A 19,863-nucleotide genomic window follows, 5' to 3' on the forward strand; every position below is an offset into this window, starting at 1 on the left:
AAGCATGTTTGAAAAAATTCAAACATGCTCTTTTATTAAAGCAAATTAGTTTAATATGAATGACCTAATCCGTTCCAATAAAAAGAAACGATTTCTTGTGCTAATTCATCTATATTTGCAAGAATAGGATTGTGATTTTCATCTTTAAAATTCCCAATAGATAATAAAGATACGAAAGCATGAGCCGCAAGTTTAGCGTTTCCTTTCGGAATTTCTCCGATGTGCATCGCATTATCGAGTGCTTTTTCTAGTACTTCATACATATTATCTTCAGCATTTTTTAATTGTTTCAATTGTTCTTCAGATAACGACAGTTTTGCATCTTTCATAAAATTTTTCATATCAATATCCATCGTTGCGTGTAAGTAAACTTTAGCGAAGTCTAATAATCTTTCTTCTAAAGTTTTGTTTGTAGAGAGTATTTGAGACATATTCTCACGTATACGTACCATCATTTCGATCATAGTAGCGGTAAATAAATCGGCTTTTGTTGAATAGTAATAGTAGACAGTTGCTTTCGTAACACCACAAACTTTTGCGACCTCATCCATAGAAACGACTTGATAATTTTGTGTAAGAAATAAGCGGGTTGCTACTTCTAAAATGGTTTCTTTTGTAGATTTTGTATTTTTATTTTGACGCGGCCTTCCGAGAGGACGTTGTTTTTGTTCCAAATACATTCGCTCCTGACATTTATGATTGAGATAATTATAACATAATTTTCAATCATTCTTGATTAATTAACCGACCAGTATATATAATTAATAATGGAGGAAAAAAGGAAGGTGGGTTTTTATGAAAAAGCACCCGTTACATATGTTAGGGAGGCTTGTAGCAGGGAGAAATACGCAGTGGATCACTTTATCGGTGTGGGTTCTTATTACATTATTACTTTCATTTACGTTACCACAAGTAAACAGTACGAAAGAACCGAATCCGAAAAATTTACCTGAAACAGCTATGTCACAGCAAGCGGAAGCGCTTATGAAAAAAGAGTTTCCGAATAATGCAGGGAATCCATTGTTAGTAGTATGGTATAGAGATGGTGGATTACAGTCACAGGATTATAAACTCATACAAGATGTTTATAAAGAGTTAAAATCTAGTCCTTTAAAAGAACAATCAACGTTACCACCATTTGATACAATCCCAGAGCAAGTATTATTAAAAAGTGCGTCAAAAGATGGTACATCATTTGTTACACCGGTATTTTTTAATAAATCTGCTGGTACGGATATATTAAAAGGAAATCTTGAAGAGTTTAGAAAAATAGTGAATAGTAAGGTGGATGAAGATCCATTTAAACAAAAAATAAGTGAATCTGGTTTACATGTTCGATTATCAGGACCTGTAGGTATTCAAACGGATGCAGTTAGTTTATTTAGTCAAGCAGATGTGAAATTGTTAGTGGCTACTGTACTACTAGTGTTAGTTTTGTTAATTTTACTGTATCGTTCACCAATTTTAGCGATTTTACCTATACTTGTTGTTGGCTTTGCATACGGTATTATTAGTCCTACACTCGGTTTTTTAGCTGATCACGGATGGATTAAAGTAGATGCCCAAGCGATATCAATTATGACAGTATTATTGTTTGGCGCTGGAACGGACTATTGTCTATTTTTAATTTCGAGATATAGAGAGTACTTGTTAGAAGAAGAAAGTAAGTATAAAGCATTGCAACTTGCGATTAAAGCTTCTGGCGGTGCAATTATAATGAGTGCGTTAACTGTCGTACTTGGATTAGGAACATTATTACTTGCTCATTATGGTGCCTTTCATCGATTTGCAGTACCATTTAGTGTTGCTGTATTTATAATGGGAATCGCGGCTTTAACAATTTTACCAGCACTATTATTAATTTTCGGTAGAATTGCATTTTTCCCGTTTATACCGAGAACAACTTCAATGAATGAGGAGTTTGCAAGAAAGAAAAAGAGGGCTGTAAAAGTTAAAAAATCAAAAGGCTCCTTTAGTAAAAAACTTGGAGATATTGTAGTACGAAGACCATGGACAATAATTATGCTAACTGTATTTGTATTAGGTGGATTGGCTTCATTCGTACCACGTATTCAATACACATATGACTTATTAGAGTCGTTTCCAAAGGATATGCCTTCTCGTGAAGGGTTTACGTTAATTAGTGATCATTTCTCAGCTGGTGAACTAGCACCAATAAAAGTTGTTGTTGATACGAAAGGCAAAGAGCTTCCTATTAAACAAGAACTAGAGAAATTTTCTTTCGTAAATACAGTGAAAGAGCCAAAAGAGGGAAAAGAAAATAAGCAAATACAAATGTATGAAGTTTCTTTAGCGGAAAATCCATACTCAATTGAAGCGTTAGATCAAATTCCTAAATTGAAAAACAGTGTAGAAAAAGTATTAAAAGATGCTGGGATTAGTAATGCTGAAGAGCAATTGTGGATTGGTGGAGAAACAGCTTCATTATATGATACAAAGCAAATTACGGAACGTGATGAATCAGTAATTATTCCAGTAATGATTAGCATTATCGCTTTACTATTACTTGTCTATTTACGATCGGTTGTTGCGACGATTTATTTAATTGTAACTGTTGTCCTATCATTCTTCTCAGCGTTAGGAGCAGGATGGATATTACTTCATTACGGTATGGGAGCGCCGGCCATTCAAGGTGCGATACCGTTGTACGCATTCGTATTTTTAGTTGCTTTAGGTGAAGATTATAATATCTTTATGGTTTCAGAAATATGGAAAAACAGAAAGACACAAAATCACTTGGATGCAGTAAAAAATGGTGTAATACAAACAGGTAGTGTTATTACATCGGCAGGTTTAATTTTAGCAGGAACTTTTGCTGTGTTAGGTACACTTCCAATTCAAGTATTAGTTCAATTTGGTATTGTAACTGCAATTGGCGTATTACTAGATACGTTTATCGTAAGACCGTTACTTGTACCCGCGATTACAGTAGTTTTAGGTCGATTTGCTTTTTGGCCAGGTAAACTTTCAAGAAAGAGTGAAGAAATACAAAAGGTGGATGCATAGTGAAAAAAGCCAAGGATATTTCCCTTGGCTTTTTTCAATGTAGTTAATTAATTTTTTGAAGTCAAATCATCAGCTGCAGCGTGATCAGCATCTTCAATTGTTGTTTCGGGCATTCCGTATAAGCCGTTCATTGCTTGTTCTTCAATAGTAAGGTTTGCAGTATTATTATTTTGAATAGATGTAGTATTTTCAGTAACATTTTCTTTTTTATTCATATTTTTGTCATTCATGTATGTATCCTCCAAATTTCATTTGATTTATCTATAGTATGTGGATGGATTTCCAGAAATATGTGAATTGATTCTTACATATGTTATATAATTAAATAAATAATTAGGGTCAAATGTATAAACTGTTAGGAGTGAACAATTATGGTGAAAGCAAGGGAATTAGCCTTCTAAAATAAAAAGAAAATTTTAGGAGGCTATTAGAATGAAGTTTCATGTAATTGATAGAGAAGATTGGAATAGAGAGCAGCATTTTGAGCATTATTTAAAGTTGAAATGTACATTTAGTATGACTGTGAATGTTGATATCACGATGTTATTAGGGGAAGTATATCAAAAGGGAATAAAATTTTATCCCGTTTTTATATATTTAATTTCTAGAGTAGTAAATAATCATAAAAAATTTCGAACATGTTTTAACGATGAAGGAGTTGTAGGCTATTGGGAGGAAATGATACCGAGTTATACAATCTTTCATAAAGATGATAAGTCTTTTTCAAGTATATGGACGGATTATTCAAGTGATTTCCGCACTTTTTATAATAATTATGAAGACGATATGAGATGCTATGCTAGTGTTCATGGTCTTTTCACGAAAGAAAATATTCCGCCTAATGTATTTCCGATTTCTAGCATACCTTGGACTAGTTTTACTGGATTTAATCTTAATATTAATAATGATGAAAATTTTCTATTGCCAATTATAACTTGTGGGAAATATTTTAACGATGGAAACAAGGTTATGCTACCAGTTTCATTACAAGTACATCATTCGGTTTGTGATGGATATGATGCGAGTCAATTTATAGAAGATTTACAGCAGTTAAGTAATACTTGCAACGAGTGGCTTAAGTAATATCTAATTTTTAATTATATAAAGTGAAACTTTAATCAGTGGGGTGTCAGCCCCCGCTGATTATTAGCCCGACCCCCACCTAACTTCTTTGCTTTCGCTGAATTTTGAGGTGGGGGTCCTACTGCCCGGCAAATAGCGGGATAAAATTGAAAATGAATAAAAGAAGAGAACATGTTTATATTACATGGTCTCTTTTTATTATTCATTAATATTAAGTAATCGTGGAAAATATAGGGTGATTTGTAGTTTAATAGTAAAGAGGGTGATTAGTGTTAATTTTCTTTGTTTTTAAAAAAATAAGGATATAAATGTTTTAATAGGGGGTAATAAAGTGAATTGATAATTATGCCATTCACAAAAATGGTTGGTTTGTAATAATGAAGGGGAAAACGAAAATGACGAAAATATCTATAGAAAAAGCTACAATTTTAGATGCTGAGAAATTAACAGAAATAATGAAAAGAACATTTGATGCAGAAGCAAAACAATGGCTATACGGCCAAGATGATGTCATTGATTATAACATTCAACCGCCAGGATATTCTTCAGTTGAAATGATGGAATATTCCATTGAAGAATTGGATTCTTTCAAAGTTGTAATGGATAAAGAAATAATCGGAGGGATAATAGTTACGATTTCTGGTAAGTCGTACGGTCGAATTGATCGTATTTTTGTAGATCCTGTTTATCAAGGAAAAGGAATTGGATCACATGTTATGAAATTAATAGAAAAGGAATATCCGAACATAAAGATTTGGGATCTCGAAACATCTAGTAGACAAATTAACAATCATCACTTTTATAAAAAGATGGGTTACCAAATGATTTTTGAATCGGAAGATGAGTATTGTTACGTGAAAAGAATAAAAACAAGCTCAAACAAAGCGAGTGTAGTTACAAATAAAGATATGAAAAATAGTCAATACGAAAACTGTAATTTAGCAAATACAGAGTATTATCAAGTGAATTTAAAAAACAGTTCATTTGTTGGTAGCAATATAATGAATATGAATATGAGTAATTGTAATGTAAGTCAATCCAAGTTTAGAAATATAAATTTTAGAAGGTCATCATATGCAGATTTAAATCTTTCTGGCAGTAAATTTAATTTGGTGACTTTAGGTGGAGTGCAATTTAAAAATACAAGTCTCGGAGATGAGAAGGAACCTATTGTATTCGATAAATGTGATTTGGAAGGTAGCACTATAAGTAATAGTAATCTGAAAAATATTGAAATAGAAAATTGTGATATAGTCGGCATGAAACTAAATGGTATTCTGATTGAAAATTTGCTTGATTTATATAACAAGGTGAAAAGTTAACCAAATCCATATAGTCGTTAATATTTTTGGAAATTAAGTATTATATCGAAATAATTATGTAAAAATGACATAAAGAAATACGGGCGAGAAGGTCATTCGTGAACGTTTCTAGAATACACACAAATATATTGTTATTTATATGGAGGAGAGAAAGATGGGAATCAACGTTAGAGCAGTAGAAATACAAGATGCTAGAGCAATTCATCGTATATGTATACAGGATGACGTTTTACCGTATATGGTTTTCTTACCTAGCATGCGTGTAGAAGCTATGGAAAATAGAATTCGAAATTTAGCACCAAATCAATTTGAATTTGTTGCAGAATATGATGGAGAAGTTGTTGGGTTTGTAGGTTTAACACAAAGTCCGGGCCGAAGATCTCATTCAGGCGATTTATTCATTGGAGTAGACAGTGAATATCATAATAAAGGAATTGGGAGAGCACTTCTTACGAAGATGCTTGATCTGGCTGATAATTGGTTAATGTTAGAGAGAGTAGAACTAGGTGTGTTAGAAACGAATCCAAAAGCAAAAGCTTTATATGAAAAATTTGGATTTGTAGAAGAGGGAGTAAAGATAGGGAATTTGAAAGCTCATGGAAAGTTTATTAATGAAATTATGATGAGTCGTTTTAGACCGAATGGTTTAATTGTACATAATGAATAGTTAAAAGCATGACAGTATACTGTCATGCTTTTTTATTAGAACTTGGCTGCAATAAAAATAATACTAAACCAATAAAAATAACGGTAATTCCTAGTCCTTGTTGTAAAGAAATGGTCTCATGTAATATAAAGTACGCTAGTATACAAGTGCCAATTGTTTCACCTAAAATACTCATTGAAATTACAGTAGCACTCATCCATTTTAATAACCAATTAAAAATGGTTTGTCCTAAAATTGTAGCAATGAAAGCTAATCCAATAAAGCACAACCAAGTTTGTGTAGAGTAATGGATGAAAGATTCTTGTTGCGTGAAAGCAAATATGCCAAGAAAGCCAGCACTACTTCCATAACTAATTACTGAATAGGGTATAAGTGACAAATCTTTACGAACGTGTTGGCTAATGAAAAAATAAGCAGTAATGATACCGGCAGCAATAAATGCTAAAATATCTCCATATAAAGCTTCTCCACTAATTTGGAAATCTTGCCAGCCAATGATGATACTACCTGAAATAGCGATGAGGCAACCAATAACTGCTCCTTTCGTAAATCTCTCCTTAAATAAAAAATAACCACCAATCATTGAGAACAAAGGTTGTAACGTTACGATAACTGTAGAGCTTGCTACAGAAGTATATTGTAATGATTCAAACCATAGTACATAATGTGCAGCTAAAAATAGCCCAGATACGAATCCAAGTGCCCATTGTTTTTTCGTTAAAGTTTTTAGCTCATTTCGACTATTTTTATTAAATAGTAATAACGGTAACAGAATTAGTGTGGCAAAGAATAATCGGTAAAAAGCAATGATTGTCGCAGGAGCATCTGCCAATTTTACAAAAATTGCTGAAGTTGATAAGGCGAATACACCAAAAAATAAGATGCAATATGAAAGAATAGTTGATTTCAAAGTTTGTCCCTCCGATAGAATGTTTATTATAATAAACTTAATGCGATATAATGTACAAAAGTAAGTATATAAGTCCCGGAGATAATAGGGAAGGGTTATTTGCCTTTGTTTAGTATGTCAGCACAAAGACAACGAAACATGCATTATGATGGACGAAAGGAAGTTTTACTATGATACATGATAGGCTTGGACAAACAGTATTAAGTTATCGTAAGAAAAATAATATGACAATTCGTGATTTCGCTGATTATGCGGGGATTAGTACATCACTAATTAGCCAAATTGAAAGAGGACATGCTAATCCTTCTTTAAATGTTTTGGAATTAATTGCAAAAGCATTAAATGTACCGCTGTTTACACTTTTTATTAACGATATTGATACAGATTCGCTCATTTCTAAGAAAAAAGATCGAAAAAAAGTATATCGGGAAAACAATGATCACATTGTATATGATGTATTAACACCTGATTTTATGAAAGCACGTATTGAAATGTTAATGATGGATTTAAATAAACAAGCAAATACAACAGAAAGCCATTATTCCCATGAAGATAAGGAAGAGATTGCTGTTATTATGAAAGGGGAAGTGTATGTGGAATTGGAGGGAAAAGAATATTTTTTAGAAGAAGGCGATGTTGTACGTATTCCACCGAATGTGAAGCATCGATTTTTGAATAAAAGTGATGAATCGAATCACATTTTATTTGTCCTGACACCATCTTTAGGATGAAAATATAGTGATTTTTATTAGGAGAGGAAAAAATGGAAAACAATGGAAAACAATGGAAAACAATGGAAAACAAAAGTATTTTAAAAGGCGGTCTTTCAATTATTTCTCAATGTAAAAAAGAAACAAATGATATTTGGCATGCACATTTTGGAGCAGCTGCAATTGCTAGTTATTTTTTTATGAAAGATAATAATATTGATGAAGAAACAGCTCGTAATATGTATTCGCAAACAAGGATGATGCTGAACAAGAAAAAAATTGGTGAGATGATTGATGATAAAAAAGAAATAGATTTTAAAATTGCGGAAAATATGATTATAAAATCTTTAGAACAAACGATTGATGAGCTTCATTGGGTGGGGCATAACGTCATTTATGCGTCATTAAGTTTATTAGCTATGAAAGAGCTACAAAAATGGGGTGATAATCAAGCAATTGAAGGGATTACTACTCTTATTTTATCATTTCGAAAAACAATTCCGGGTAGATCGTGGATTGGTTATACGACGAAAGAAGTAAAACAATTAAGTTTTGAAGAGGAGATACAAAGTGAATTGAGTAATCCAACACAAGTATCTCAGTTCATTTTAAATGAGTTATCGAAATTTAATAGTATTTATCGAGCGGAATCACATCATGATTTAATTGGGCATTTGCTTACATACTCCCACGCAATTAATATAATGTACGATTTAGGACATATAGATATATTTCAACGAGGGATACGTCCGCTGTTAAAACTAGTATACGTACTAAGAGCTAGCCAAAAGCTCAAGCTGAATACGGAAATAACTTTACACTCACCTATAGATCGATTACCTTTAATTCAATCTAAACGTGCAAATATTTTACCAACTGAAAATATATTTTGGATAAAAGACTATAGTGAATTCGATTGGGATTTTGGTCATGTATTTAAATTCTCATATAGTTATTTTAATCATATACAGAGAGCTCCAAATTATAAAGATATCACATTAGAAAAATTCCGTTATGTTATTAATTCTTAATGAATGTTAATGATCTGTAAAAGGATGTTTAATCTAGTTTCTTTTTTTGTTAGTAGTATATTATTTTTTCAAATATGTAAGATTTTACATGCGTATTTTACTTTTACTAATTATGTAAGTAGGCTATACTGAAATACATACATTTTATTTTTGGAGAGATGTAAAACGACATGGAACTAGCGAAATTGGAAAAAGTAATTGAAATAAAAAAAGAAGAACTTTTATATTTAGTATCGGATTATGGAATTCAACATGAAAAAGTATTGGCATTGAGTCAAGAACTAGATAAATTAATCAATTACTTTATGTTTTTAAAATAAAGAGAACTATGACGGGGTTTGTAAATGTTATAGTTCTTTTTATTAGGTAATTAGACAATATATTCAAATATATTGTCTAATTTCTTACAGAATGCACAACTTGCTAGTCGAATATAAGGACTTTTGGTTATAATAAAAAGGAATTATTAATTGTATCGGTTAGGAGCGCAGCACATATGAAAACAGTTGTTGTTATCGGTGGAGGTATAACGGGACTTTCTACTATGTTTTATTTAGAAAAATTAAAAAAGGATTATAATATCGCTTTAAATTTAATTCTTATTGAGAAAGAAGAGTATTTAGGTGGTAAAATCCATAGTGTGGAAGAAAAGGATTTCATTATGGAGTCAGGAGCGGATTCAATCGTTGCTCGTAATGAATATGTTATGCCACTTGTAAAAGATTTAAATTTAGAAGATGAAATGGTATATAATGAAACGGGTATTTCTTACATATATTCTGAAAACATGTTACATCCGATTCCTTCTGATACTATATTTGGGATACCGATGAGCGCCCGGTCGTTGTTTAGCAGTACGCTAGTCTCAACGAAGGGGAAAATCGTAGCTTTAAAAGATTTTATAACGAAAAATAAAGAGTTTACGAAAGATACATCACTTGCTCTATTTTTAGAAAGTTTCTTAGGGAAAGAGTTAGTGGAAAGACAAATTGCTCCCGTGCTTTCAGGTGTATATTCTGGTAAATTGAATGAGCTTACAATGGCATCTACATTACCATATTTACTGGATTATAAAAATAAGTATGGAAGTATTATTAAAGGTTTTGAAGAGAATAAAACACAATTTCAATCAGCAGGAAATAAAAAATTCGTATCATTTAAAGGTGGACTATCTACGATAATTAATCGCTTAGAAGAAGTGCTGACTGAAACTGTCGTAAAAAAAGGTGCTATAACGACGGCTGTAAGTAAACAAGAAGATCGATATGAGATTTCTTTTGCAAATCATGAAACAATACAAGCTGATTATGTTGTTTTAGCAGCTCCACATGATATAGCACAAACTTTATTACAGTCTAATGAGTTAAATGAGCAGTTTAATACATTTAAAAACTCATCTCTTATTAGTATTTATTTAGGATTTGACATACTAGATGAACAACTACCAGCTGACGGTACGGGGTTTATTGTAACGGAAAACAGTGATTTACATTGTGATGCTTGTACATGGACAAGTCGAAAGTGGAAACATACATCGGGTAAACAAAAATTATTAGTTAGAATGTTTTATAAGAGTACCAATCCGGTATATGAAACAATCAAGGATTACAATGAAGAAGAATTAGTACGAGTAGCTTTATATGATATTGAAAAGAGTCTCGGAATTAAAGGTGAACCAGAAGTAGTTGAAGTTACAAATTGGAAAGATTTAATGCCGAAATATCATTTAGAACATAATCAAGCGGTTCAAGCATTGCAAGAAAAAATGACAAATCTTTATCCAAATGTATATTTAGCTGGTGCCTCATATTACGGTGTTGGAATTGGTGCGTGTATTGGAAATGGAAAGAATATTGCCAATGAAATAATGGCTACATTAAATAAATAATACTGTAGAATAAATAAAAACTGTTCCTTCAGCAAAATGAAGGAACAGTTTTTATTTATTTTATTTGAATGGAAATTTTATTGTTTTTTACATTGTTTTCTTTTATTGTTAATGTTATTTCTCCAGATTCTTTAAATGAATACGGTGATAGTTGATAAATATCTTTTATATCATGTTTTTCTTGTAATTTACTTATCGGTATTAATACGATATTTGGCTTCCATGTTTCTTGTTTTCCTGAAGGATATTCTATAAGTATTACCGGATTTTTTAACTGCATTTTTTTCCAAGAGACGAAATATAGTTGAACTTCAGTATCTTTTTTTAATAATTCTTCGGAGAAATAACCGAATTCGCCTACATTACCGAAAACAGTGTAGTTTTGATTTTTTAATTTAATATCTAAATAACTAGGTTGATATGTTACTGCATGATAAGTTCCATATGAAAGTGAGAGTATGGCAGCGATTAAAATACCGATTGAAAATGTCTTAAAGCTATTGCCTTTAAAGTTAGTCATCATGAAAGAGTTTGGTGTGAATTTTTTTGCGAATAAAAAAATAAGTAATATGAGTAAGAGGGATAAGCCGATGAATATATACATAGGAAATTTACACCTCCACAATAAAATAATATATTAACTATATTTTACCATAAATGTATGGGGTAGGGTGGTTGTTTGGAAGGAGAAAATGAAGAAACAATTTTTTTTACAGTTCTTGATAATTTGAAATTCGATTTATGGAAATTATAGCGTCATGTTTGAGTAGTAATCAGAAGGTATCCAATTCGTGTATATAGAATAAAGAGGGAATGCGTCATTAGAAATGTTTGATTTATGGAACAATAAGGACTTTAGTAATTATAAATATTTTTTCTGATATAATGAATGAGTAGAGAGAAAGGAGTGATCCTATGGCATTTCCTATATTAGAAACAGAACGCTTACGTTTAGTTGAAATAGAACAATCTTATTGTCAAAAAATATATGAAATCTTTTCATTGGATGAAGTAACGTGTTATTACGGTATGAATTCTTTTACGGAGTTTGGACAAGCTTCACGTATGATCGAATCTTTTTCGAAAAATTACTTTGAGAAAAAGGCAATACGATGGGGAATTGTGTTAAAAGAAACGAACGTTTTAATAGGAACAATTGGACTAAACAATTTACAATTATGGAGTAAACGATCTGAGATTGGATATGACCTGCATCCTCGTTATTGGGGAAATGGTTATGCGTCAGAAGCGGCTCGAGAAATTATTGATTATGGGTTTAAAGATTTGGGTTTGTTTAGAATTGGAGCTATTACATATCCTGAAAATGTTACTTCTTGTAGAATGTTATCTAAAATCGGCTTTCAAAAGGAAGGTCTATTGCGCGGATATATTCATCAAGGAAATAAGCAACACGATGCATTATTGTATTCTATAGTGCGAACTGATATTGAAGACATAAATTTATAATAAAAAAAAACCTCTTAATTAAAAGAGGTTTTTTTTTATTATAAATTAACCTAATTTAGGCAATAAACGTTCTCCGCTTTTCATGCTACTTTTACATAAAGGGCATTTAGGCTCTTCTTCAAATGAAAAGTTCTTTCTCATCCATCCTAAACAATCCTCTGATTCACATTCCCAAACAGGGGTTTGTTCTGGTGGTACTTCTGCTACATCGTTCTTTCGATTGCGATACATGTAACCACTCCTTTTATGTAAAAAATTTTAGTTATATATTAAAAAGGTTGTTAACCTTGCTGGTAACAACCTTTTTATTGTTTGAATTATAGCTTTACAACGTTTTTAGCTTGAGGTCCGCGGTTACCTTCTTCAACTTCGAAGCTAACTTCTTGACCTTCGTCAAGAGACTTGAAGCCGTCGCCAGTGATAGCTGAGAAGTGAACGAATACGTCGTTACCGTCTGCAACTTCGATGAAACCGAAACCTTTTTCGCTGTTAAACCATTTTACTTTACCTGTTAATGTCATGGTAATGCCTCCTAAAAGTAGAAAAATTACAATATGATCGGCCTTATTTGAATGAAAATAAAAGTTCACATATTATCAAAAACCCATAAGGAGTACAAAATGTCCCTGATTGATACTTGATAATATGCAAAGAAAATATAGTGTTAAATTGACCTTAATTACTATCTTACAACAAATGGTGGGAAATAGCAAGTGCTGGTAATACCACTGAGTAATCTGGGTGATAATAGTAAAGGCACAAAGGCACCTCTTTTATTTATATATTATTCCTAATTTGGATTTATGCAAAATCATGTAAGAAAAACTTAGAGTAAATATTAATATTGCATTTTTTATGGTAAAATATGGTTGTTAACTGTTGGTAGTTAAATATTATAAAAGGAGAAAAGAAAGTGAAAAATAATTCATTTATAATAATTGAAGCAGCAAAAGCAGGGAGAAAAAAGGTGCATCCAGTCTTTGCTGTAATATTAGCCATTATATTTTTGACTTTAGGCGAACTTTTTATGTTATTTATGTTATTTTTACCAAAAGCTGAAACGATATTCATGAAAGGTATTTATGACAATGTTAGAATGGTGTTAACGTTTGGCGGAGCTATATTTATTTTATTTATATGGGTTCGTTTTGTAGAAAAAAGACCTTTTTCATCCATTGGCTTTTGGAAAGAGAAATGGATGAGAAAGTATTTAAAAGGTGCGTTAATAGGGTTTGTATTTATTTCAACGCCAGTTATTCTACTATTATTAATGGGGAGTATGAAATTGCAAGTACAACATATTACCTCAACAGTAATAGTAGGAATAGTAGGATCTCTAGTTGCATTTTTAATACAAGGGGCAACGGAAGAAATTATTGTACGAGGTTGGTTATTCCCGGTTCTTTCTGTTAGAAGTCGTATATGGGTTGGAATAATTGTAACTTCATTTTTATTTGGATTTCTTCATCTACTTAATCCGGGAATTACAATATTATCTATATCGAATATAATATTAGTGGGTGTTTTCGCAGCTTTATACGTATTGAAAGAAGATGGTCTGTGGGGAATATGTGCATGGCACTCAATTTGGAACTGGGCTCAATATAATGTATATGGCTTTGCAGTTAGTGGCACAACTATATATTCTACTCCAATTTTTAAGTCTATAACAAATGGACCAGAAACATTGCATGGAGGCACGTTCGGAATTGAAGGTAGTATCATTACAACAATCATGCTCACTATCGCTTCAATTGTTTTATGGAGAAAGTTATGGGGAAGAAAAGCGAAACAACGAAATTTTAGTTAATGAAAGAGGGGGAAACTATGGGGATAATAGCATTTGAGGGAGCAAGCGCTGTTGGTAAAAGTACCACGTGCCGTGAATTAGAAAAGAATTATGGTGCTTATATAATACCTGAAGTGAATTCTTTATTTGAAAGGCCAAAAAATGAACATAGAACATGGTATTTTGAAAAACAAGTTGAGCGCTGGAATATAGCTGTTCAGAAGTCAGAGCAATATGAATTAGTAATACTCGATGGGGATATATATCAACCACTTAGTTATAATTGGTGCTTTCATTTTGATATATTTAATCAGCCATTATCTTTAATAGAAAATTTTTATAAAGAAAAGATGATAAATAGGGAAATTGGTTTTCCGGATCAATATTTTTATTTATATACGAACGATGAAGAACTTAGAAAGCGGAAAGTATCTGATGAGACGAAAAGAAGAAGAAACTTTGAAAAACATTTACATATATCAAAATCGTTTCAGCGTTATTATGAAAATTTAAATACTGTTACAGATGAGTATTGTAAATTAATTGAGGCGAAAAGTGTAAGAAATAATGAATTAGAAATAGTGAGAAACTCAAAAAATTTGAACGTGTGTGAAGAAAGACGTTTTGATGTTTCGAGGTTAGATGCTATTACGAAGTGGTTAAAAGAAAATCGTGCATAAAGTAAAAACAACGAGTGTTGTAGAACGCGCTCGTTGTTTTTTTGTTTCTTTATAAATATAAAGGGAAAATTTGTAGAATATTTTCATTATTTAACAGAATAATCTTTCAATTTTAAAGGAAAAGAAATACAATATGAGCAAGTATATATAAATAATATGATAGGGGATGCGATATTTTGAATGAAGTAACAGTTTTTATATAAGAAATAATTAGGTAGTCAGAACAGAGATATTTGGGAGGAAACAAGCGAGATGAAAACATTTTTGAAAATAATAGGTGTTATAGCTGGTATGGCGGTAATCGGAGTAGGTTTAACATATGGTATGCTGCATTATTTGAATAATAGTAAACCAGCTGCGAAAAAGGCATCACCAGCTGCTCCAGCAGTAGAAGTATTAGCTGATAGTAACGTAAAAGCAGAAGATGCAAAGATTTTAGAAAATGGCAATTATTCATTGCCAAATAGTGGTTTTAATAAAAATTTTAAGTGGACAGATGAGAACATACAGACAGCATTACATGAAATGGCACATCAAAAAGCGAAAGCTGATCAAAAGTGGGGTTATATTTTTATTACACAAGAGCGGATTGAAAGCTTAATTGATATTGTAAAGAGTAATGATCTTGTGCAGGGAAGTACATATGTAGAAATTTTAGAAAGATGGAAACAAGGAAAATATGAAAAGGTTGATGGGGATCACAATAAGATTTGGAAATTACAAAGTGGGAATTTAGGAGAAGGAAAAGGAGTAATGTCGGAAGCTGAGCAAAAAGAATTAATTAATCAAGTGTTTATGAACAAAGGTACATATTCAGGTAGTAAATTAATTGCAGGTGGGGGACAGACTAATAAATAATATACTAATTAATGAAAGAGAGTAATTGCTTATTAGGCAATTACTCTTTTTATATGTATTTCTTAATTTCTTAATCTCGTTCAAGTAAGGAAAGAAACGACTGTAATACCGGGGAAATCCATCTAGATTTATGATAGATTACATGACTTTGAATAACGGATGGAGTTTCGATAGGCTGAAAACATAGTTGTTCTTTTTGGCAACTTTCTTGTACAACGATATAAGGAAGAATTGAAATGCCTAACTCACACATGACGGATTGTTTAATGACTTCAACATTGGAAGTTTCAAATGTTTTATCTGGAATATTCCTGCTTTGACGTAAAAAACAATCTACCATTGGCCTATAGCCGCAGCTTTGTTCTGTAAAAATGAACTGGGTGTCCTGTAATAACTGGAATGGATTTGTATGTGCAGCAGAATAAGCTGGTAAAATCCATCCAAATGTTTCATTACTAAAAGTTCGCGTAATAAAATCATTATGTTCTATACTTTCTCCAATTATGAAGACAACGTCTGTTTCTCCTTCACGTAATTTTTGCAATGCTTGTTCATTTGTGTTTGTTTCAAGTACGATATTTACTTTCGGATTTTTCTGTTTGTAAGTACGTAATAACTTTGGTAATCGGTATACCGCTAATGATTCATTAGATGTAATACTTAATGTACCTTCTAAATAATCTGTATTTTGGGGGATTTCTTGCGCTTTTTCATATATTGAAAGTAATTCTAATGCATAAGGATGAAATTGATGACCTGCTTTTGTGAGTAGCACTTTTTTCCCTAACCGATCGAAAAGAGGAATATGTAAATCGTTCTCTAAAGCTTTCATATGTGCTGTAACAGTAGATTGCGCATAACCTAGCGCATGCGCAGCTTTAGAAAAATTACCATACTTCACAATGGCGCAAAATGTTTTAACATGTCTCATTTCCATAAGCGATCCCTCTTTTATTATCATGATTTGTGAATGATTATATCATGTATTTTAATTTTCCAAATGATTAAATTCTGTATAAAATGAAATTGTAGAAATATTCATTCAAGTGATATTGGAGGAGAAAAGATGATCAAAAAGGGCTATCATGTAGCTGTTGTTGGGGCTACAGGTGCGGTAGGGCAAAAAATTATTGAACTGTTAGAGAATGAAATGAAGTTTAATATAGTTGAAGTTACATTGCTTTCGTCAAAACGATCCGCTGGTAAGAAAGTAAGATTCAAAGGACGAGAGATAATTATACAAGAGGCAAAAACAACTAGCTTTGAAGGTGTAGATATTGCCTTTTTTAGCGCTGGGGGAGAAGTATCTAGACAATTTGTAACTCATGCAGTTTCTAGTGGTGCGATTGTAATTGATAACACAAGTGAGTACCGAATGGCGCAAGATGTACCGCTCGTTGTTCCGGAAGTGAATGCGCACACTTTAAAACAGCATAAAGGTATCATTGCAGTTCCAAATTGTTCAGCATTACAGATGGTAACAGCACTTCAGCCGATTCGAAAATCATTCGGTTTAGAAAGAATTATCGTTTCAACATATCAAGCTGTATCGGGTTCTGGCATTCATGCGATTCATGAATTACAAGAGCAGGCTAAGTCTATACTTGCTGGTGAAGAAGTGAAAAGTAATATATTACCGGTGAAAAAAGATAAAAAACATTATCCAATAGCATTTAATGTACTGCCTCAAGTAGATATATTTACAGACAATGATTTTACTTTTGAAGAAGTCAAAATGATTCAAGAAACGAAGAAAATATTAGAAGATGAAAACCTGAAAATGGCAGCTACTTGTGTACGTGTTCCAGTTGTATCGGGGCATTCAGAATCGGTTTATATAGAACTGAAAAAAGAAGCAAGCGTTGCGGAAATCAAGGAAATACTAATGGATGCACCAGGTGTTATTTTGCAGGATAACCCTAGTGAACAGCTGTATCCAATGCCATTATATGCAGAAGGGAAAATAGATACATTTGTCGGAAGAATACGTAAAGATCCTGATACGCCAAACGGATTCCACCTCTGGATTGTTTCCGATAACCTATTAAAAGGTGCGGCTTGGAATTCAGTTCAAATCGCAGAGACTTTAGTGGAAAAGGGGGTACTTTAATATAGTTTAAAAAACTGGGGAATCGTTAATGATTCCCCAGTTTTTATTTCATAATTGTTTTCTTTATTTCGGCCAACTTTAATTAAAATTAGTCGTTATTGAATTTTTATAAATATCTACTTTATGTACAGTGAAGCGTAAGGTTTTGGATTCTGCATGAATTGTAAGATTAATAATAATCGATAACGGCATTTCGACCGCTTTCACAATATCTTCTATAGCAATATACTCATTTTTTGCTTCCTTATAATAAACAACAGAACGAATTACGGCCTCGTCACCTTCAATATCAATTTCACACATCATAGGGAATTTTTCACCATTATGTAAGAATAATTCGCCTAGTACGATTGAACCGTTTAATTCTTCTGTAAAATTAGTAGTTGCCGCTGGTTTTACCCATGTTTCGTCATGTTCTTCGTTTTCCTCTTCATCTATTGCCCATTCCCAAATGGGGTTTTGTTTTAGGTCCTCAATAGTTAATTTATCAATTGGTTTGCAACTACTCATACATAAATTCTCCTTTTATTTTGATAAATAAGTTTTTTGATTTCATGAATTAGATGATTGCTTATAAGTGGGTTTAACAAAGTATTTTGCTCATTTGATATCCAAACTACTTTATTTTGAAATAAAGCTATTACAGCAATATTAACAAAACTTTAATTGTCTAGTAAATAATTATTAGTGGAGATATTAATATGGGATGGTGTTAAAGAAAGATAGTAAAAAACATCAAGGATGAATGGAATCCATTTGGTATGATATGGATATATCCAATGTGAGGGGGATTTGATGTATCAAGTAAAGGGGTATTTTTCATCATTAAAAGGAAGTTATTATGAGATTGGAAAGCAACAAGGGGAATTCGTGAAACAAAATCCATATCTCATCCCGCAATTTATACACGAAGAAAATGTAATATCTAATAACCATTGGACAGAATCGAGAAATATACTAAACAAACATTGTCCAGGCATAAATGAAGAAATTGAAGGGTTTTGTGAAGTGTTAAAAATTCCTTCAAAAAATATGATGTATTACTATCAAACACTATTGAAAGCAGGTTGTAGTCATTGTGCAGTATTACCTAAAAAGACCGATTTAGAGCACACATATGTATTAAGGAATTATGATTTGTCACCAGTAATAGATGATATGCGTTTTTGCTCGACGCATGTTGAAGGTGCGTATGCACATAGTGGTTTTTCTACTCAATATTTTGGTCGAACAGAAGGGGTTAACGAACATGGATTATCTGTTACATTTTCAGCATGTGGTCAACCAGTAGGAAACATTGCAGGTTTAAGAAAGCCAATGGTAAATGGTTTACAGTGTTTTGCAGTAATTCGACTGTTGTTGGAGAAATGTAAAAATGTGCAGAAAGCTAAGTTACTAATAGAAGAAATACCAATTGCTAGTAATATTAATTTAATAGTAGCTGATCCTTTAAACGCAGTACATATTGAAATATTTGACGGTCATAAATCCACAACAACGATTGATGGTGACAACCAAGCTTTTATTGTATCAACAAACCATGCAGTTAGTTCATCAATTCAGAAATTAAATAATAGGAAATTAGAACAATCTACAAAGAGATATCACGTTTTACATGAGCATTTAAATAGATATGAACAAGTGAGCATAGAGTCTTTAAAAGAGTTAGTAGAAGAAGAATATCCTGATGGACTAACTGTACATAACTATGAAGAATGGTTTGGAACTTTACATTCTGTATTATTCGATTTACATGATCGTACAATGAAGATTTGTTTCGGTTCACCACTTTTAAACGACTGGTACTCATTGAAAGTTGGAGGAAGTATGCCGTTTTCTGAGATGAACGTGAACTTTAAAAATAAAACTTATACTGACTTTTGGAAGGAAGATAAGAATGAATTGATACCTAAAAGATAAATGGGATAAGATGGTGATGTAAAGAGCGCGTTTATACTGGAGGGATTACAAATGCTAAAAGTTATGTTACCATTTGTTCTTATCTTTTTTCTTATTATTGCGATGTATATTGCTTATCAAAAGAGAAAAAAATCTGGGATAAAAGGATTGAAAAGTGCGTTAACTTCTATTTGCTTCTTTTCACTTGCAATCTTAAATATGTTTGCATATTGGTTTCATTTTGGCGGTGCTTTTACTTGGTTATTTTCAATTGTATTATTGCTAGTTGGTGCATATTTTACAAAATATATTCCAATATCTAAAAAGGTACATTAAAGTTTATAAGAGTTAAATATAATGTTTACTTTGTTTTGAAAAGAGATTATTCTACTAGATCGTTGTGAAACGGTTTCATAGGATAA

23 protein-coding genes are annotated in these 19,863 nt (G+C 32.0%); 15 read left to right on the forward strand and 8 right to left on the reverse strand.

Annotated elements, in window-relative coordinates; translation table 11 throughout:
- Positions 1–50: 50 nt before the first annotated feature.
- Positions 51–674, reverse strand: coding sequence for a TetR/AcrR family transcriptional regulator (locus ACTFRU_RS22745; RefSeq protein WP_440037880.1), 624 nt, complete (start codon positions 672–674; stop codon positions 51–53).
- Positions 675–795: 121 nt separating this feature from the next.
- On the opposite strand from ACTFRU_RS22745, the gene ACTFRU_RS22750 reads away from it, so the two are divergent.
- Positions 796–3,027 carry an MMPL family transporter gene (locus tag ACTFRU_RS22750; protein WP_152122076.1) on the forward strand — a complete coding sequence of 744 codons (2,232 nt, stop codon included), beginning with the start codon at positions 796–798 and terminating at the stop codon, positions 3,025–3,027.
- A 47-nt stretch (positions 3,028–3,074) separates the two neighbouring features.
- Here ACTFRU_RS22750 and ACTFRU_RS22755 read toward each other — a convergent pair whose 3' ends face one another.
- Entirely contained in the window at positions 3,075–3,257 is a 183-nt protein-coding gene (locus tag ACTFRU_RS22755; RefSeq protein WP_006918627.1) for a DUF4021 domain-containing protein, read from the reverse strand.
- Between the two features lie 202 nt (positions 3,258–3,459).
- On the opposite strand from ACTFRU_RS22755, the gene catA reads away from it, so the two are divergent.
- The 3 genes from catA to ACTFRU_RS22770 all read left to right on the forward strand — a co-directional run bounded on the left by catA (position 3,460) and on the right by ACTFRU_RS22770 (position 6,099).
- Positions 3,460–4,110 carry a type A chloramphenicol O-acetyltransferase gene (gene catA / locus ACTFRU_RS22760; protein WP_000668526.1) on the forward strand — a complete coding sequence of 217 codons (651 nt, stop codon included), beginning with the start codon at positions 3,460–3,462 and terminating at the stop codon, positions 4,108–4,110.
- Between the two features lie 377 nt (positions 4,111–4,487).
- Positions 4,488–5,432, forward strand: coding sequence for a GNAT family N-acetyltransferase (locus ACTFRU_RS22765; RefSeq protein WP_043924656.1), 945 nt, complete (start codon positions 4,488–4,490; stop codon positions 5,430–5,432).
- Positions 5,433–5,586: 154 nt separating this feature from the next.
- Positions 5,587–6,099 carry a GNAT family N-acetyltransferase gene (locus ACTFRU_RS22770; RefSeq protein WP_000512619.1) on the forward strand — a complete coding sequence of 171 codons (513 nt, stop codon included), beginning with the start codon at positions 5,587–5,589 and terminating at the stop codon, positions 6,097–6,099.
- 22 nt (positions 6,100–6,121) lie between these two features.
- On the opposite strand, the gene ACTFRU_RS22775 is transcribed toward ACTFRU_RS22770, so the two are convergent.
- Entirely contained in the window at positions 6,122–7,009 is an 888-nt protein-coding gene (locus ACTFRU_RS22775) for a DMT family transporter (RefSeq protein WP_000843092.1), read from the reverse strand.
- Positions 7,010–7,179: 170 nt separating this feature from the next.
- Between ACTFRU_RS22775 and ACTFRU_RS22780 the strand changes: the two genes are divergently transcribed.
- From ACTFRU_RS22780 to ACTFRU_RS22795, 4 genes are all read left to right on the forward strand, one after another.
- Positions 7,180–7,740 (forward strand): helix-turn-helix domain-containing protein, encoded by a 561-nt coding sequence (locus ACTFRU_RS22780; RefSeq protein WP_000581028.1) that lies wholly within the window; start codon positions 7,180–7,182, stop codon positions 7,738–7,740.
- Between the two features lie 62 nt (positions 7,741–7,802).
- Positions 7,803–8,750, forward strand: a complete 948-nt coding sequence (locus ACTFRU_RS22785; RefSeq protein ID WP_086389117.1) for a hypothetical protein — start codon at positions 7,803–7,805, stop codon at positions 8,748–8,750.
- Positions 8,751–8,920: 170 nt separating this feature from the next.
- Positions 8,921–9,070, forward strand: a complete 150-nt coding sequence (locus ACTFRU_RS22790) for an aspartyl-phosphate phosphatase Spo0E family protein (RefSeq protein WP_000417698.1) — start codon at positions 8,921–8,923, stop codon at positions 9,068–9,070.
- 176 nt (positions 9,071–9,246) lie between these two features.
- Entirely contained in the window at positions 9,247–10,638 is a 1,392-nt protein-coding gene (locus ACTFRU_RS22795) for a protoporphyrinogen oxidase (RefSeq protein ID WP_000860337.1), read from the forward strand.
- A 55-nt stretch (positions 10,639–10,693) separates the two neighbouring features.
- On the opposite strand, the gene ACTFRU_RS22800 is transcribed toward ACTFRU_RS22795, so the two are convergent.
- Complete coding sequence (locus ACTFRU_RS22800; RefSeq protein WP_000275232.1) at positions 10,694–11,242, reverse strand: hypothetical protein; 549 nt, start codon at positions 11,240–11,242, stop codon at positions 10,694–10,696.
- Between the two features lie 311 nt (positions 11,243–11,553).
- Between ACTFRU_RS22800 and ACTFRU_RS22805 the strand changes: the two genes are divergently transcribed.
- A complete protein-coding gene (locus tag ACTFRU_RS22805) occupies positions 11,554–12,105 on the forward strand; it encodes a GNAT family N-acetyltransferase (RefSeq protein WP_000885398.1) in 552 nt (183 codons plus the stop codon).
- A gap of 45 nt (positions 12,106–12,150) precedes the next feature.
- Here ACTFRU_RS22805 and ACTFRU_RS22810 read toward each other — a convergent pair whose 3' ends face one another.
- Both ACTFRU_RS22810 and cspD read right to left on the reverse strand, forming a co-directional pair.
- Complete coding sequence (locus ACTFRU_RS22810) at positions 12,151–12,336, reverse strand: cold-shock protein (protein WP_000286203.1); 186 nt, start codon at positions 12,334–12,336, stop codon at positions 12,151–12,153.
- Positions 12,337–12,422: 86 nt separating this feature from the next.
- Positions 12,423–12,626 carry a cold-shock protein CspD gene (gene cspD, locus ACTFRU_RS22815; RefSeq protein WP_000176366.1) on the reverse strand — a complete coding sequence of 68 codons (204 nt, stop codon included), beginning with the start codon at positions 12,624–12,626 and terminating at the stop codon, positions 12,423–12,425.
- A gap of 392 nt (positions 12,627–13,018) precedes the next feature.
- On the opposite strand from cspD, the gene ACTFRU_RS22820 reads away from it, so the two are divergent.
- The 3 genes from ACTFRU_RS22820 to ACTFRU_RS22830 all read left to right on the forward strand — a co-directional run bounded on the left by ACTFRU_RS22820 (position 13,019) and on the right by ACTFRU_RS22830 (position 15,432).
- A complete protein-coding gene (locus ACTFRU_RS22820; protein ID WP_440037881.1) occupies positions 13,019–13,915 on the forward strand; it encodes a CPBP family intramembrane glutamic endopeptidase in 897 nt (298 codons plus the stop codon).
- Positions 13,915–14,574, forward strand: a complete 660-nt coding sequence (locus tag ACTFRU_RS22825) for an AAA family ATPase (RefSeq protein ID WP_139850045.1) — start codon at positions 13,915–13,917, stop codon at positions 14,572–14,574. The genes ACTFRU_RS22820 and ACTFRU_RS22825 overlap by 1 nt, the downstream gene beginning before the upstream one ends.
- 252 nt (positions 14,575–14,826) lie before the next feature.
- Positions 14,827–15,432, forward strand: a complete 606-nt coding sequence (locus tag ACTFRU_RS22830; RefSeq protein ID WP_000846978.1) for a PRK06770 family protein — start codon at positions 14,827–14,829, stop codon at positions 15,430–15,432.
- Positions 15,433–15,502: 70 nt separating this feature from the next.
- On the opposite strand, the gene ACTFRU_RS22835 is transcribed toward ACTFRU_RS22830, so the two are convergent.
- Positions 15,503–16,369, reverse strand: a complete 867-nt coding sequence (locus tag ACTFRU_RS22835) for a LysR family transcriptional regulator (protein WP_088363956.1) — start codon at positions 16,367–16,369, stop codon at positions 15,503–15,505.
- Between the two features lie 129 nt (positions 16,370–16,498).
- On the opposite strand from ACTFRU_RS22835, the gene ACTFRU_RS22840 reads away from it, so the two are divergent.
- Positions 16,499–17,542: an aspartate-semialdehyde dehydrogenase gene (locus ACTFRU_RS22840; RefSeq protein ID WP_088363957.1), complete on the forward strand. Its 1,044-nt coding sequence runs from the start codon at positions 16,499–16,501 to the stop codon at positions 17,540–17,542.
- A gap of 78 nt (positions 17,543–17,620) precedes the next feature.
- On the opposite strand, the gene ACTFRU_RS22845 is transcribed toward ACTFRU_RS22840, so the two are convergent.
- Complete coding sequence (locus ACTFRU_RS22845) at positions 17,621–18,052, reverse strand: hypothetical protein (protein WP_048558433.1); 432 nt, start codon at positions 18,050–18,052, stop codon at positions 17,621–17,623.
- A 285-nt stretch (positions 18,053–18,337) separates the two neighbouring features.
- On the opposite strand from ACTFRU_RS22845, the gene ACTFRU_RS22850 reads away from it, so the two are divergent.
- Positions 18,338–19,462 (forward strand): C45 family autoproteolytic acyltransferase/hydolase, encoded by a 1,125-nt coding sequence (locus ACTFRU_RS22850; protein ID WP_088363958.1) that lies wholly within the window; start codon positions 18,338–18,340, stop codon positions 19,460–19,462.
- A gap of 51 nt (positions 19,463–19,513) precedes the next feature.
- Positions 19,514–19,777 (forward strand): hypothetical protein, encoded by a 264-nt coding sequence (locus ACTFRU_RS22855; protein WP_016122487.1) that lies wholly within the window; start codon positions 19,514–19,516, stop codon positions 19,775–19,777.
- Positions 19,778–19,863 lie beyond the last annotated feature (86 nt).

Origin of the sequence: Bacillus cereus group sp. MYBK220-1 (assembly GCF_051916445.1) — a bacterium.
Lineage (GTDB): Bacteria > Bacillota > Bacilli > Bacillales > Bacillaceae_G > Bacillus_A > Bacillus_A cereus.

Bases quoted from the DNA above. Each gene is read 5' to 3' on its own strand.
- catA (WP_000668526.1), top strand. From the start codon at position 3,460: ATGAAGTTTCATGTAATTGATAGAGAAGATTGGAATAGAGAGCAGCAT.
- ACTFRU_RS22845 (WP_048558433.1), bottom strand. From the start codon at position 18,052: ATGAGTAGTTGCAAACCAATTGATAAATTAACTATTGAGGACCTAAAA.
- ACTFRU_RS22810 (WP_000286203.1), bottom strand. From the start codon at position 12,336: ATGTATCGCAATCGAAAGAACGATGTAGCAGAAGTACCACCAGAACAA.
- ACTFRU_RS22795 (WP_000860337.1), top strand. From the start codon at position 9,247: ATGAAAACAGTTGTTGTTATCGGTGGAGGTATAACGGGACTTTCTACT.
- ACTFRU_RS22780 (WP_000581028.1), top strand. From the start codon at position 7,180: ATGATACATGATAGGCTTGGACAAACAGTATTAAGTTATCGTAAGAAA.
- ACTFRU_RS22850 (WP_088363958.1), top strand. From the start codon at position 18,338: ATGTATCAAGTAAAGGGGTATTTTTCATCATTAAAAGGAAGTTATTAT.
- ACTFRU_RS22830 (WP_000846978.1), top strand. From the start codon at position 14,827: ATGAAAACATTTTTGAAAATAATAGGTGTTATAGCTGGTATGGCGGTA.
- ACTFRU_RS22800 (WP_000275232.1), bottom strand. From the start codon at position 11,242: ATGTATATATTCATCGGCTTATCCCTCTTACTCATATTACTTATTTTT.
- ACTFRU_RS22840 (WP_088363957.1), top strand. From the start codon at position 16,499: ATGATCAAAAAGGGCTATCATGTAGCTGTTGTTGGGGCTACAGGTGCG.
- ACTFRU_RS22765 (WP_043924656.1), top strand. From the start codon at position 4,488: ATGAAGGGGAAAACGAAAATGACGAAAATATCTATAGAAAAAGCTACA.
- ACTFRU_RS22855 (WP_016122487.1), top strand. From the start codon at position 19,514: ATGCTAAAAGTTATGTTACCATTTGTTCTTATCTTTTTTCTTATTATT.
- ACTFRU_RS22750 (WP_152122076.1), top strand. From the start codon at position 796: ATGAAAAAGCACCCGTTACATATGTTAGGGAGGCTTGTAGCAGGGAGA.
- cspD (WP_000176366.1), bottom strand. From the start codon at position 12,626: ATGACATTAACAGGTAAAGTAAAATGGTTTAACAGCGAAAAAGGTTTC.
- ACTFRU_RS22835 (WP_088363956.1), bottom strand. From the start codon at position 16,369: ATGGAAATGAGACATGTTAAAACATTTTGCGCCATTGTGAAGTATGGT.
- ACTFRU_RS22770 (WP_000512619.1), top strand. From the start codon at position 5,587: ATGGGAATCAACGTTAGAGCAGTAGAAATACAAGATGCTAGAGCAATT.
- ACTFRU_RS22825 (WP_139850045.1), top strand. From the start codon at position 13,915: ATGAAAGAGGGGGAAACTATGGGGATAATAGCATTTGAGGGAGCAAGC.
- ACTFRU_RS22805 (WP_000885398.1), top strand. From the start codon at position 11,554: ATGGCATTTCCTATATTAGAAACAGAACGCTTACGTTTAGTTGAAATA.
- ACTFRU_RS22785 (WP_086389117.1), top strand. From the start codon at position 7,803: ATGGAAAACAAAAGTATTTTAAAAGGCGGTCTTTCAATTATTTCTCAA.
- ACTFRU_RS22790 (WP_000417698.1), top strand. From the start codon at position 8,921: ATGGAACTAGCGAAATTGGAAAAAGTAATTGAAATAAAAAAAGAAGAA.
- ACTFRU_RS22755 (WP_006918627.1), bottom strand. From the start codon at position 3,257: ATGAATGACAAAAATATGAATAAAAAAGAAAATGTTACTGAAAATACT.